The organism is Mesorhizobium sp. M0587, from assembly GCF_040320945.1.
Lineage (GTDB): Bacteria > Pseudomonadota > Alphaproteobacteria > Rhizobiales > Rhizobiaceae > Mesorhizobium.
In genome coordinates this window covers 1-13,017 of record NZ_JAMYQP010000057.1, presented here as the reverse complement: position 1 = coordinate 13,017, position 13,017 = coordinate 1, and the positions used below count along the sequence as shown (strand labels likewise).

Below are 13,017 nucleotides of genomic sequence, written 5' to 3'. Positions count from 1 at the left end.
AGGGCGAATTTGCGTCAGGGGACCAGGATGGTCGTGCCTGTCGTCCTGCGGCCCTCGAGGTCGGAATGCGCCTTGCCGACGTCCTTGAGCGCATAGCGCTGGTTTATCTTGATCTCGACGGCACCGCTGAGCACGACCTCGAACAAGGCCGCGGCGGAGGCTTCGAGATCCTCCCGTTTTGCGTTGTAGACGAACAATGTCGGCCTGGTGGCGAACAAGGAGCCCTTCTGGGCCAGCAATGACATGGAGAATGGCGGGATCGGCCCCGAGGACTGGCCGAAGCTGACGAACATGCCGAGCGGCTTGAGGCAGTCCAGCGAAGCTGGAAAGGTGTCGTTGCCGACCGAATCGTAGACGACATCGCACTTCTTGCCGCCCGTGATGGCGGCGACGCCGGCGACGAAGTCCTGTTCCTTGTAGTTGATGACATGGTCGAAACCGTGCGCCTTGGCGAGTTCGATCTTGTCGCTCGAACTGGCCGTGCCGATGACCGTCGCGCCGAGATGTTTCGCCCACTGGCCGAGAATCAGCCCGACACCGCCGGCCGCGGCGTGAAACAGGATCGTGTCGCCCGCCTTTACCTTGAAAGTGCGCCGCAACAGATACTCGGCGGTCGTGCCTTTCAGCATCATCGCCGCCGCCTGTTCGTCGCTGATCCCATCGGGAACCTTGACGACGCGGCCGGCATCGATGACGCGCTCCTGCGCGTAGGCGCCCGTCGTTACGGCATAGGCGATGCGGTCGCCCGGCTTCAGCCAGTCGATCCCCTGGCCTACTTCCAGCACCACACCGGCGGCCTCACCGCCCGGCACCAGCGGAAACCCGCCAGGCGGCGGGTAAAGGCCCGAGCGATGATAGACGTCGATGAAATTGAGGCCGATCGCAGTGTGTCTGATCAGGATCTGTCCCGATCCCGGCTGGCCGGGATCTGTATCTTCATAGGTCAGGACTTCCGGGCCGCCATGGGCGTGGATGCGGATCGCTTTGGACATGGTCTGGGCTTCCTCTGGGATGGCTGATCAGGCCTTTTTGGCACCGAGATTGGGAAAGAACTGCATGATCCCGCCGATACAGCCGAGATAGAGCCCGGTAATGGTTATTCCAATCTTTGTGAAGGTGCTGACCTGCGCGCCCAGCACGCCGATCTGGTCATAGAAGGCTGCGAGTGCCGCTTGCGCAAGCGCCAGCGCACCGAAGGCGCACCATAAAAGGGTTATTGCGAGATTGATGCGCCGCAGTCGCACCACTCGCACCGGATGGATGAAGTTGATCGGGACGAAGGTCAGGATGCCGGCCACCACCACCACCGCGAACGACACCCATTGTCCGGGTTCGATGACAAACAGCGTGAACACCACCATGTTCCAGACCACGGGAAATCCCTTGAAGAAATTCTCCTTCGTCTTCATGCCGGTGTCGGCATAGTAGATCGCGCTGGAGACGACGATGATCGCCGCCGACAGGAACGACAGGCCTTCGCCCATGAAGCCGCGCTGATAGAGCGCGAAGGCCGGGATGAGCACGTAGGTCACATAGTCGATGATGTTGTCGAGCAGTTCGCCCGACCATGTCGGCAGGATTTCCTTGACCTCGAGTTTTCTGGCGATCGGCCCGTCGATACCGTCGACGAACAGCGCCAGCCCGAGCCACCAGAACATCGCCGTCCAGCGCTCTTCGCTCGCCGCCACCAGGGACAGGAAGGCGAGGAACGAGCCTGACGCGGTCAGCAAATGGACCGAAAACGCCCTTGCCTGCGGCCAGGTGACTTTCTTCCTCGGCCGCGGAATCCGGTCCCTGATCTTCCTGGCCGTTGTGTTCTTGCTCACGGGCCCCGCCAATCCAGCTTGCAGATCTCGGCCGAACGGCCGGCGAAATTCCAGTTTCGGCCGAAAGCGCGCATCTTGCTCTTGTCCGACTTGGCGACGATGATCTCCGGCGCGATCCAGTATTGAGAATTGCTGATGACGGTGTCTTTCTCGTGATCCTTGCCCGCGATCGGCGTAACCGCGCCGTCGATGATCTTCGGTATCTGGAAGATGCGCGTCCTGTCTCGGGTCTCATAGGTGATCGGCGCCTGTTCGACACCTAGGAATTTCCCAACGAGGATCGAAAGCAGCGATGTGGTCCCGCCCGCCTTGCCGGTGAAAATCTTGGTCAATGCCTTGACCGCGTAGACAGAGGCGCGTTTGTCGATGAACAGGCCGGCGGTCCAGTTGCCGCGGCTCATATAACCGGGGATTTCCATGATCAGCCCAAGGTTCAGGCCGGAGAGGTCGACCTCGCCGAAGTGACCGGCGTCGATGCGGAAGCCTGCCCAGGTCTGGCAATAGCCCTCGGTCGGTGGATGATTGCCGAGCGACAGCACGCAAGGGCAAAAAACCGTGCAATTGCAGGAGAGTACGAGTTCTCCTTTCATTGCCCAGCTTTGATCTGTCATCGAATTTCCCCCACTCGCAGTGAGACTAATAGCAGCGCGACTGCCCATACAAGCAGTATCGCACCGGCCAGCCGGGTTGGAACCCTGCTCGTCGCCTGTTTTTCGATCAGGGTGAACAGGCCGATCAGCGCCATCCAGAAGACGTTCATCACCCCGACGGCAAACATCACCAGCATCAACGCCCAGCAACAGCCGAGACACCAGATGCCTTGCGCAACGCCAAGCCGGAAAACGCGGATGGGTTTGGCGCTCCAGTTCGCGAACAGGACCGAGAACGGATTGCGGCATTTCTCGAGGCAGGCCTGCTTCAGGCCGCTGAACTGGTAGAGGCCGGCAACCAGCAATGCGAGCGCACCGGCAGCGCCGAGAAGTGGGTCCAATACCTCGCCGGACCGGGCGAGTGCGTGCAGGGAAAGCGTCAGTGCCGAAAACAGCACCGAAGCGCCCAACCAGACGCTGAGATAGCCGGCGACAAGCACCAGCGGGTGGACGACCGGTTCGCCCTTGATCCGGGCCGTATCGGCGATCTCGCAATAGGTGCGGATCATCGGTGCGGCGGAAGGCAGCATCGCCGCTATCGCCATCAGGAACCACATGAGGACGAGAGCCAGGACACGCAGGCCGATGCTGCCACCCAGCGGCGCCGGCGAAAGGCAGAGGTCGAAGAACCCTTCCACGAAATCGGGCAGCGGCAGTTCCGGAACATTGCGCAGCAGAGCATCGCCTGGCCCGCCGACCCGCGCCTCCGCACCGCGAATCGCCATCGCGGCTAGGAACAACCACGCAAGGACGATGCTTGCACCGACGACGGCGTTCACCGTCAAACGCGGGCTGCGCGCGATCCCAGCCATGGCGCGGCCGGCGCGGTCGAGATGGCTGAAATCTTCCTGCTGGCCGGTCATGACAACCGAATGGGCCGAATCGCCGCGTTGATCAAGCCGCATCAACTGACCTATATGCTCTACGACAGGCAGGTCGCGTGGACCGCCTCGTATCGCAAGCCGGAAGCCGATCTTGGAGCATCAGGAAACAGCGCGAATACTGATCGCCGGTACTGGGCCGGCAGGGCTGATCGCGGCACTCGCTTTCGCCGACGCCCGCTTCGCGGTGACGCTCGTCGGGCCCGAGGTCTCCGGCCCCGACGGCCGCACCACCGCCCTGATGAACCCCGCCCTGAAGGTGCTCGAACGGCTTGATATCCTCGACGACATCGAGCCCAAGGCAGCGCCGCTCAAAATGATGCGCATCGTCGACGCGACCAGCCGGTTGATCCGCAGCCCCATTGTCACCTTCCGTGCCAGCGAGATCGACGAAGACCAGTTCGGGCTGAACCTGCCCAACAGCGTCTTCGGTCCCGCACTTGCCGCCAAGGTTGCCGCGCATTCCGGGATCGAATGGCGCAGATCGATGGTCAAGACCTGGCATCTCGGCACCGACAAGGCCCACGCCGTGCTCGCCGATGGCGACGAGGTCGAGGCGTCCCTGGCGGTTGCCGCCGACGGGCGCCTGTCGCCGGCCCGCGAGGCAGCGGGGATCTCGACCGCCTCGCGTTCCTATCCGCAGGCGGCACTTGTGCTCAATTTCGGCCATAGCCGCGACCATGCCTTCACCTCGACGGAGTTCCACACCGAGACCGGTCCGTTCACGCAGGTTCCGCTGCCGGGCAATCGGTCGAGCCTCGTCTGGGTGGTGAAACCGGAGACCGCCGCGGAACTCGTAGGATTGGATGATGCAACGCTGTCGCTGCGGGTCGAGCAACAGATGCAATCGATCCTGGGGCGGGTGACGGTCGAACCCGGACGCCAGATCTATCCGCTTTCGACGGTGACGCCGCTGCGTTTTGCCCGCGACCGTGTGGCTCTCGTCGGCGAAGCCGCCCACGTGTTCCCACCGATCGGCGCTCAAGGCCTTAACCTTGGCATCAGGGATATCGACGATCTTGTTGGAATTGCTGGTGAAAACCGTGGCGATCCCGGCGCGGCCATGGCTCTTGCCGCCTATGATTTCAAACGCCGGCCCGATATTCTGGCGCGCAGCAGCGCCGTCAATCTGCTCAACATGTCGCTGCTTTCCGACATGCTGCCGGCGCAGATGGCGCGCGGTGCTGGTCTCGGCGTGCTTGGCGGCTTTGCGCCGCTTCGCGCCTTCTTCATGCGCGAAGGACTTCGTCCCGGCAGCGGCTTTGCCGCGCTTGCCGGCGGCCCGCGCAAGCCGGCGCGCCATTAGCGAACTTGCGGATAATCCCCCGATTCGCGCCATCGGCAGGCGCCGATATCCCTGACATCCGCCAAAACCTTTGCTCCGCCTGCTGCTAAACTTAAGCACACACTCAAACGCTCCGGGATTGAATTGATGCGGAGTCTGCGCCAGATAAAGCTAGGAAATTCAGTGGTGAGTACGATGAAAACAGCCAAATTCGCGATCGGACAGGTGGTTCGCCATCGGCTGTTTCCGTTTCGGGGCATCATTTTCGACGTCGATCCGCAATTCGCCAACACCGACGAATGGTACGAGGCTATCCCCGCCGACGTTCGGCCGCGCAAGGACCAGCCCTTCTATCATCTGCTCGCCGAGAATTCGGAGACCGAATACATCGCCTATGTATCCGAGCAGAATCTGCTCGAGGATCAGTCGGGCGAACCGGTCCGCCACCCGCAGATCAAGGAAATGTTCGACAAGAAGCCGGACGGGCGCTACGAGCCGAAGCGGCAATCCAGGCACTGACCGGCCAGGCGGCAGGCACAAAAAAAGCGGGGCATGACCCCGCTTTTCGTTATTCCGACGAATGTCGTCCGATCAGTTCGCGGTCTTCGCCTTGTCCTGCTCTTCCTTGAGCTTCTTGGCGAAGTCCTGATTGTTCTTGGCGACGAAGTCCTGCAGCTTCTTCTGCCGGTCTTCGATGTCGGACTGCTGCAGCGGCGGGCCGTCATAGGCGCCGCTGAAGCCCTGCAGCGCGATCTTGATCGGGTTGGGCTGATTCTGGAAGTTGACCGAGGTCAGCGTGATCGCTTGGCCCTTCTTGAACGAAGCGACGAGCTGGTCGCTCAGCGGCACTTCCGCCACGCAGCGATCCGGGAAGCAGATGACATAGTCGAGCTTCTGCGCCTTGCCGGTATCGATCTGCAGGCCGATGCCGGGAGGCACCAAGCGGCCAGTCGGGACCGTCACCTGGAAAACCTTGCGATTTACCTTGCCTTTCAGCTCGATCAGGCTGACGCCGGTGATCAGCTGGCCGTTGCCGGCAGTGGTGATGTTCTGGACGTTGCAGATGTCGACGTCTTCCTGCTTGGTGCAAGCCTTGAACCAGCCCTGCGGAATCTGCTGCTGCTGCTGCTGTGCGGAAGCAGCGGGAAGTCCTGCGCAGAGAAAGCCGACCACGCCCGCGGCCATGACCGACAGGCGGTACGCATTGCTGTTCAGGCTCGTCATGTCGTGCACTTCCTCTCAAATGATCCCGGGACCGGCTTCTTCGTGCCGTGTGGTCCAGCTACCTGTTGCCGAAATGAGGCAACAGAATGACTTCGGACGGCGTGTTACACTGCAAGCGATACCGAATCCAGCCCGGTATCCGCATTTCTTGGCAACGACATTGGCCGGCGCGCCGCTGCCGCATGCTAGGGTGCGCACCGAATCATCAAGCCGACCCGGTAAGGAGACGGTCATGGGCCGCGTTCTTGTTTGGCTGGTCACCGCGATATCGTTTTTCACCCTTTCGCAGCTGCCGGCGCTATCCGAGCCCAGACACGCGATTGCGATGCAGGGCGAACCGGCCCTGCCACCCGACTACACGCATTTCAGCTACGTCAACCCCGACGCGCCGAAGGGTGGCTCGATCACCTATTGCGTCGTCGGCAGCTTCGACAATCTGAATCCTTTTATCCTGAAAAGCCTGCGCACGACGGCGCGCGGAATGATGGACACGATCTACGGCAATCTTGTCTTCGAACCGCTGATGCAGCGCAGCGCGGACGAGGCTTTTACCCTCTATGGGCTGCTGGCCGACACGGCCGACATGGACTCCGAGCGCAAAAGCATCGAATTCCACCTCAATCCGAAAGCCAGATGGTCCGACGGCCAGCCGGTGACGCCGGAAGATGTGCTGTTCACCTATGACGCCTATACGAAAAAAGGCCGCCCGCCCTACAGCGACCGCATGGCCAGGATCGCCAAGCTCGAAAAGACCGGCGACCACAGCGTACGTTTCACCTTCAACGAGAAGGCGGATCGCGAGTTTCCGCTGATCATCGCAATGACGCCGATCATCCCCAAGCACGCCTTCGACATGGACACGTTCGACAGGACGACGCTGAAGCCGTTGGTCGGCAGCGGCCCTTACACCGTTGCACAGGTACAACCCGGCCAGCGCATCGTCTTCAAGCGCAATCCGAATTACTGGGGCAAGGACGTGCCGGCCAAGCGCGGCTTCGACAATTACGACCAGATCACCATCGAATATTTCCTCAACGCCAATGCCAAGTTGGAAGCGTTCAAGAAAGGCCTGTGCGCCATCGATGATGACGGCGATCCGGTGAAACGCGAGCGCGATCTCGATTTCCCGGCCTTCCACAGGGGTGAGGTGGTTTCCGAGACCTTCGATACCGGCATTCCTCCGGTGGTGACCGGATTCCTATTCAACACAAGGCTGCCGAAATTCTCCAACCCGGTGGTTCGGCGCGCGCTCGGCATGCTCTACGACTTCGAATGGGCCAACAAGAACCTGTTCGGCGGCAAGTACGTGCGCACGATGAGTTACTGGCAGAACTCCGAGCTTTCCGCGCTCGGCCATCCGGCCGACGACAGGGAAAAGGCGTTGCTGGCCCCCTACCCCGGCCGCGTGCCGGCCGACGTCATGGACGGAACTTACCGGCCACCGGTCACCGATGGATCGGGCCAGGATCGCAAGGTGCTGAAAGCCGCCTTCGAACTGCTCAGAAGCGCCGGTTATCACCTGCAGAACGGGACGATGCTCGATCCAGAGGGCAACCCCTTCGGGTTCGAGATCCTGACCGCCTCGCAGGACGAGGAGCGGCTTGCTGGCATTTACCAGCGCACGCTGGAGAAGATCGGCATCGATGTCGGCATCCGCAGCCTCGACGGCGACCAGATTCAGTCGCGCAAGCAGCGTTTCGATTTCGATGTGCTGGTCGGCTCGAGCGGCTTCAACAATTCGCTCTCCCCCGGCATCGAGCAGATTGGGCGTTGGTCGTCCTCTGCCGCTAAGACCGAGGGATCGTTCAATCTCGCCGGCGTCGCCGACCCGGCGGTCGATGCGGCGATCGAGGCGATGCTGCGCGCGCGTTCGAAGGAAGATTATGTCGCTGCGGTTCGCGTTCTCGACAGGCTTCTGATCTCCGGCAACTACATGGTGCCGATGCAGTACAACGCCCAGCAATGGCTGGCTTACTGGAACTATCTGGAACATCCGAAAAAGACGCCCATATTCGGTTATCAATTGCCGAGCTGGTGGCGCAAGCCGAACTGAACCTCCGGAGAGCGAGATGAGCGAAGCGATAACCGTCGATGTGGTGTCGGATGTCGTCTGCCCCTGGTGCTTCATCGGCCAGAAGCGGCTGGACAAGGCGATCGCCGCGGCCGGTGATGTCGATGTGCGCATACGCTGGCGGCCGTTCCAGCTCGATCCGACCATTCCGCCTGAAGGCAAGAATCGCCGCGAGTACATGAGAGCCAAATTCGGCAGCGACGAGCGCATTCGCGAGATCCATGCGCGCATCGAACCGCTGGGCGAAGCCGAAGGCATTTCCTTCGCTTTCGACGCCATCAAGGTGGCGCCGAACACACTGGATGCGCATCGGCTGATCCGCTGGGCCGGTGTCGCCGGTGAAGCCGTTCAGAACAGGCTGGTGCGCCGCCTGTTCCAGCTCAATTTCGAGGAAGGCGCCAATATCGGCGACCACGCCGTCCTGGTCGAAGCCGCCCGCGAGGCCGGCATGGACGCTCCCGTGATCACCACGCTTCTGCCGACCGACGCCGATGTCGAGGCCGTTCGCACCGAGATCGCCACCGCCTCGCGCATGGGCATATCGGGCGTTCCGTGCTTCCTGCTCGAAGGCAAATACGCGGTCATGGGCGCGCAGGACGCCGACACCCTGGCCGATGCCATCCGCCAGGTGGCGGCCGCCAAGGCGCGCGGCGAGCTGGAAAAGGTCGATTGAGGCCAGCCAGCGATATCGAGCCGTTTCTCTGCCGCCGGCCGGGACGGCCACGGCAACGAATCAAACTTCGATGACGGCGCCTTTTCAGGCATTTTGATCGGCCTGCGATGAAAAGCCGGAGGGCCGGACAAGCCGAACGAGTCACAAAACCGTGTGAATGCTTTCCCTAGCGGAAGATGTGCAGACCTTTGCTTTGCACCCGATAATCCTTTGATGTTGCTGCATTTAAGTCCTTCCCCGCCTGCTTCCGCGCTGCGTTTGGACCGGCTGTCCTGTTGCCCAATGGCAACGGCGCGCAAGTCAATCCGGACTCCCCCCTATGAAAATTAATGGAAAATGATCAATTGGTGTTACCATCCGTAACAAAAGAAAAAAGGTTTGGGCGGGATCGTGATTCGGATCGGCAAACGATCGCAAGAGTCAGTACCGGATAGACTACACGGCGATGCCGAGAGGCGGTCGCCACTGACGCCGGTATCCTCGATGCGCAATTTCTGGGGGCTGATGCGGGCCTACTGGGTCTCGGATCGCTGGAAGGAAGCTTGGACGCTGACGCTGGTGATCGCGCTGCTCACCGCGCTGTCCAGCAAGGCAGGCGTCTGGTTCGCCGAGGCCTCCGGCGAGTTGGTCAACTCGATCGCCTTCTTCCATGACGCCGCCAACACCACTCCGCTGCGTAGCCTGCTGGTCAACGCCGGGATCCTTGTCTTGCTGGTGGTGCTCAAGGACGCCGGCTTCACCGGCATCCGCAACCTTGTCTCGGTGACCCTGCACCGCAAATGGCGCGGCTGGCTGGACAGCCGCTTCAACGAGGCGCTGCTGGACGGCAACCACACGCATTTCCATGCCCAGCACGCTTCGGCCGGCGGCGGCGCGCCCGCCCCCGACAACATCGACCAGCGTGTCCAGGAGTCCATCAAGGACATGACCGGCGGCGCCATCGGCCTCGCCATGGGCGTGCTTGGCGTCGCCACCTCGCTCTATTTCGTCGGCCAGAAGCTGCTCGAAACCTCCGTCGAGGTGAAGGGGCTGGAGTTCCTCGGCAGCTATGGCAGCGCCGTTCTGGCTTTCCTGGCGGTCGCCACCTACGTGCCGCTGAACACCTGGATCGCGGTCAAGCTCGGCGGCCTGCTCGAGCGCCTCAATGTCAGGATGCAGCAAGCCGAGGGCAGCTACCGCGGCGAACTGACGACGTTCCTGCGCCGCTCTTTCCATGTCGCGGCGTCCCACGGCGAAGGCGTGCAGAAGACCATGCACCGCCGGCTCTATGTCGATATCGACGGAACCTGGACTCGGCTGAACATCGTCAACACCGTCTACATGTCGTTCGAGCTGATCTACAATTTCATTGGCTCCCGCATCGTCGCCTACGGGCCAGGCCTGGTGCCGTTCATCCACAATGGTTTTGACCTCAAGGGCTACATAACCGGCTCCGAACTGGTCAATTCGCTGATCAGCCAATGTTCGTGGTTCATCCATGTCATGCCCGCCATCGCCGCGTTGCGCGCCAACAGCCAGCGTGTCACCGAGCTCGCCAACGCGATCGAGAACGTCCAGCATCCGCAGGAATTCTACAGCCAGACCGGTCGTTCCGACTTCCAGTATGGCAGCCAGAACCCGGTTTTCGGCCTGACCATCCAGAAGCTCGAACTGGCGCATCAGGGCGAGGACGCAACACCGTTCCTCAGCGCCGCCAATCTGCGCTTCCGGCGCGGCGAGTGGACGTTCCTGAAAGGCGAATCCGGCTGCGGCAAGACTTCGCTGATCAAGGCGATCAATGGCCTCTGGCCTTATGGCCGCGGCACCATCGTCTCCCCCGAGGGCGTGAAGAGTTTCTATGCAGCCCAGGAGGTCAAGCTGCAGCAGGTGTCGCTGAAACAGCTGGTCTGCCTGCCCGGCTCCGAGCACGACCATCGCGACGCGCAGGTCGCCGCGGCCCTGCACAAGGCGGGCCTCGGCGACTTCATCGAGCATATGGGCAACGAAAGCCGCGAAGGCAAAAGCTGGGACCAGGTCCTGTCGGGCGGCCAGAAACAGAAGCTGGTCGTGGCTCGCATCATCCTGCAGCAACCGGGGCTGCTGTTCCTCGATGAGGCGACTGGCGCGCTCGACCCGGCGGGCAAGGTCGCCTTCCACCAGGCCATCAAGGACAACTGCCCCGATGTCACGGTGATCAGCGTCATGCATGAGGCGGTGGCGCCGAGGTCGGCCGGCGGCGCGGAGTTCTATCACAGCATGGTCATGATCGCCGACGGCGTGGCCACCAAGAAGCCGCTGGCCCCGAGCCTGCCTCCGGAACTCACCACCATTCTCGTCCAGCCAAGGCCCGTCGAGGACAAGTGGCTGCGTTTTCCGCGCCGGCTGAAGCAGAAATAGCGGCGCTCTCAACCCGGCCGTCCGCATCCTGCTGCGGCCCGTGATCACGGTCTCGCGAGCGGAGCCATTCGGCTCCGTTTTGGTGGCGTGTCGCCCTGCGCGAGCTTCCCACGGGTCTGGTGCTCGGGGCCATGCTGGGCGTGGTCGGCATCTGCCGCATCGCGCTCTGGCAATATATGGGCTTCTACGACTATGGGCCGCATTGGCCGCTGATCGCCACGACCGTCGGCGCCGCCCTTGTCGGCATCGTCACCTCGGCTCGCTGTCGGGGTCGAAGCTGCCGTTCGCCTTGAAACGCATTGGTTTCGACCCGGCCAGCGCATCGGCGCCGTTCGTCGCCACGCAGGTCGATGTCACCGGCCTTGTGATCTATTTCTCGGTGGCGCTGGTGATCCTGCGCGGCACCTTGCTGTAGCGGTTTCCGTCATCTCCGCCGTGGCATGGCCTCGCCGCGGCATCCGGGCGTTGCCGGTCAGTCCACGCGCTGGCCGTCCTTCACGCGGTAGGTCGGCTTGTACATGGTGACCAGTTCTTCCGCCGCAGTCGGGTGCACGGCCATGGTGCGGTCGAAATCGTCCTTGGTCAGGCCGGCCTTCAGCGGGATGCCGAGAAGCTGCGCCATCTCGCTGGCGTCCGGACCCAGGATATGGGCGCCGAGCACCTTTCTGGAAGCGCCGTCGACCACCAGCTTGATCAGCATTTTTTCGTCGCGGCCCGACAGCGTGTGCCGCATCGGCCGGAAACTGGCGCGGTAGATCTCGACATCGGCGAAACGCTTGACGGCGTCGTCTTCCGACAGGCCGACCGTGCCGATTTCCGGCTGCGAGAAGACGGCGGTGGCGATCGTCTCGTGGTCGGGCGCCGTCGGGTTGTTCTTGAAGGCCGTCTCGATGAAGCACATCGCTTCGTGGATCGCCACCGGCGTCAGCTGCACGCGGTTGGTAACGTCGCCGATCGCCCAGATGTTGTCGATGTTGGTGCGGGAATAGCCGTCGACCTTGATCGCGCCGGTCGCGGTCATCTCGATGCCGATGCCCTCCAGCCCCATGTTCTCGGTGTTGGGCAGGCGGCCGATGGCCAGCATCACCTGGTCGACCGTCAGCACCTTGCCGCTGGTGAGGACTGCGTCGAGCCGGCCGTCCGGCCGCTTGCGCACCCATTCGGAAATGGAATGGCAGAGGATCTTTATCCCCTTCTTTTCCATCGTCTCGTGCAGCATGCGCCGCAGGTCCATGTCGAACCGGCTGAGGATCTCCTTGCCGCGATAGACCAGCGTGGTGTCGACGCCGAGGCCGTGGAAGATGTTGGCGAACTCGACGGCGATGTAGCCGCCGCCCTCGATCATGATCGCCTTCGGCAGTTCCTTGAGGTCGAAGGCCTCGTTGGAAAAGATGCAGTGTTCGTGACCCGGCAGCGCCGGATGTGCCGCCGGGCGGCCGCCCGTGGCGATCAGGATCTGGTCGGCGGTGACGGTGCGGTCCTCGCCCAGAAGATGCACCACATGCGGCTCGAGGATCATGGCGCGCGAGTGAAAGGTCTCGCCGCCGGCGCCATGCACGTTCTTCTCGTAGATCGCCTCCAGCCGGCTGATCTCGCGATCCTTGTTGGCGACCAGCTTCTGCCAGTCGAAGCTGGCTTCCGGCACCGTCCAGCCATAGCCGGCGGCATCGGCGAAATGCTCGGGGAATTGCGAGGCATAGACGTAGAGCTTCTTCGGCACGCAGCCCCTGATGACGCAGGTGCCGCCGAAGCGGTATTCCTCGGCGATGCCGACGCGCTTGCCGAGCGCGGCGGCGACACGCGCCGCCCTCACCCCGCCCGAGCCGCCGCCGATGACGAAGAGGTCGTAGTCGTAACCGGCCATGCCGCGGCTCCCTAGCCTTCAAAGTTGAGCTTCAAAATCCAGTGACAGGTAGGCCGCAAACCACCAATCGGGATAGGGGGGAACCTCGCGGTTCCTCCCCTCCCACACCACCTTGCATACGGGTCCGTACAGGGCGGTTCGGTTGGTTATGCGGCTTTGGCCGGCGC

Annotated in this window: 11 protein-coding genes and 1 pseudogene; 6 read left to right on the top strand and 6 right to left on the bottom strand. The window is 62.4% G+C overall.

Annotation, left to right across the window (positions count from 1 at the left end; genetic code table 11):
- Window positions 1-14: 14 nt before the first annotated feature.
- The 4 genes from NKI49_RS30590 to NKI49_RS30575 are packed head-to-tail and all read right to left on the bottom strand — an operon-like array spanning window position 15 to window position 3,381.
- The gene (locus tag NKI49_RS30590) at window positions 15-992 is read right to left on the bottom strand and encodes a quinone oxidoreductase family protein (protein WP_352607461.1); all 978 of its coding nucleotides are present in this window, start codon (window positions 990-992) and stop codon (window positions 15-17) included.
- Window positions 993-1,019: 27 nt separating this feature from the next.
- Window positions 1,020-1,826: a phosphatidylcholine synthase gene (gene pcsA / locus NKI49_RS30585; RefSeq protein ID WP_352607459.1), complete on the bottom strand. Its 807-nt coding sequence runs from the start codon at window positions 1,824-1,826 to the stop codon at window positions 1,020-1,022.
- The gene (locus NKI49_RS30580; RefSeq protein WP_352607457.1) at window positions 1,823-2,437 is read right to left on the bottom strand and encodes a DUF1326 domain-containing protein; all 615 of its coding nucleotides are present in this window, start codon (window positions 2,435-2,437) and stop codon (window positions 1,823-1,825) included. Before NKI49_RS30580 ends, pcsA begins: the two co-directional genes overlap by 4 nt.
- Window positions 2,434-3,381, bottom strand: a complete 948-nt coding sequence (locus NKI49_RS30575; protein WP_352607455.1) for a DUF2182 domain-containing protein — start codon at window positions 3,379-3,381, stop codon at window positions 2,434-2,436. The genes NKI49_RS30580 and NKI49_RS30575 overlap by 4 nt, the downstream gene beginning before the upstream one ends.
- 70 nt (window positions 3,382-3,451) lie before the next feature.
- Here NKI49_RS30575 and NKI49_RS30570 point away from each other — a divergent pair, with 70 nt between their 5' ends.
- Window positions 3,452-4,663, top strand: coding sequence for a UbiH/UbiF family hydroxylase (locus NKI49_RS30570; RefSeq protein ID WP_352607453.1), 1,212 nt, complete (start codon window positions 3,452-3,454; stop codon window positions 4,661-4,663).
- Between the two features lie 174 nt (window positions 4,664-4,837).
- Window positions 4,838-5,161, top strand: a complete 324-nt coding sequence (hspQ, locus tag NKI49_RS30565; protein WP_027027770.1) for a heat shock protein HspQ — start codon at window positions 4,838-4,840, stop codon at window positions 5,159-5,161.
- Window positions 5,162-5,233: 72 nt separating this feature from the next.
- Here hspQ and NKI49_RS30560 read toward each other — a convergent pair whose 3' ends face one another.
- A complete protein-coding gene (locus tag NKI49_RS30560; protein ID WP_352607451.1) occupies window positions 5,234-5,866 on the bottom strand; it encodes an invasion associated locus B family protein in 633 nt (210 codons plus the stop codon).
- Window positions 5,867-6,098: 232 nt separating this feature from the next.
- Between NKI49_RS30560 and NKI49_RS30555 the strand changes: the two genes are divergently transcribed.
- The 4 genes and pseudogenes from NKI49_RS30555 to NKI49_RS30540 form a co-directional block, all read left to right on the top strand.
- Entirely contained in the window at window positions 6,099-7,919 is a 1,821-nt protein-coding gene (locus NKI49_RS30555; RefSeq protein ID WP_352695872.1) for an extracellular solute-binding protein, read from the top strand.
- 16 nt (window positions 7,920-7,935) lie between these two features.
- Entirely contained in the window at window positions 7,936-8,610 is a 675-nt protein-coding gene (locus NKI49_RS30550; RefSeq protein ID WP_352607447.1) for a DsbA family oxidoreductase, read from the top strand.
- Between the two features lie 483 nt (window positions 8,611-9,093).
- Window positions 9,094-10,986, top strand: coding sequence for an ABC transporter ATP-binding protein/permease (locus NKI49_RS30545; RefSeq protein WP_352607445.1), 1,893 nt, complete (start codon window positions 9,094-9,096; stop codon window positions 10,984-10,986).
- A gap of 80 nt (window positions 10,987-11,066) precedes the next feature.
- Window positions 11,067-11,401: pseudogene (locus tag NKI49_RS30540) on the top strand (magnesium transporter); the annotation flags it as partial.
- 57 nt (window positions 11,402-11,458) lie between these two features.
- Here NKI49_RS30540 and gor read toward each other — a convergent pair.
- Window positions 11,459-12,850, bottom strand: a complete 1,392-nt coding sequence (gene gor / locus NKI49_RS30535) for a glutathione-disulfide reductase (RefSeq protein ID WP_352607443.1) — start codon at window positions 12,848-12,850, stop codon at window positions 11,459-11,461.
- Window positions 12,851-13,017: the final 167 nt, after the last annotated feature.

Excerpts from the sequence above, each read along its gene's own strand:
- NKI49_RS30580 (WP_352607457.1), bottom strand. The coding sequence starts at position 2,437 with ATGACAGATCAAAGCTGGGCAATGAAAGGAGAACTCGTACTCTCCTGC.
- NKI49_RS30555 (WP_352695872.1), top strand. The coding sequence starts at position 6,099 with ATGGGCCGCGTTCTTGTTTGGCTGGTCACCGCGATATCGTTTTTCACC.
- NKI49_RS30550 (WP_352607447.1), top strand. The coding sequence starts at position 7,936 with ATGAGCGAAGCGATAACCGTCGATGTGGTGTCGGATGTCGTCTGCCCC.
- NKI49_RS30560 (WP_352607451.1), bottom strand. The coding sequence starts at position 5,866 with ATGACGAGCCTGAACAGCAATGCGTACCGCCTGTCGGTCATGGCCGCG.
- NKI49_RS30545 (WP_352607445.1), top strand. The coding sequence starts at position 9,094 with ATGCGCAATTTCTGGGGGCTGATGCGGGCCTACTGGGTCTCGGATCGC.
- NKI49_RS30590 (WP_352607461.1), bottom strand. The coding sequence starts at position 992 with ATGTCCAAAGCGATCCGCATCCACGCCCATGGCGGCCCGGAAGTCCTG.
- gor (WP_352607443.1), bottom strand. The coding sequence starts at position 12,850 with ATGGCCGGTTACGACTACGACCTCTTCGTCATCGGCGGCGGCTCGGGC.
- NKI49_RS30575 (WP_352607455.1), bottom strand. The coding sequence starts at position 3,381 with ATGCGGCTTGATCAACGCGGCGATTCGGCCCATTCGGTTGTCATGACC.
- hspQ (WP_027027770.1), top strand. The coding sequence starts at position 4,838 with ATGAAAACAGCCAAATTCGCGATCGGACAGGTGGTTCGCCATCGGCTG.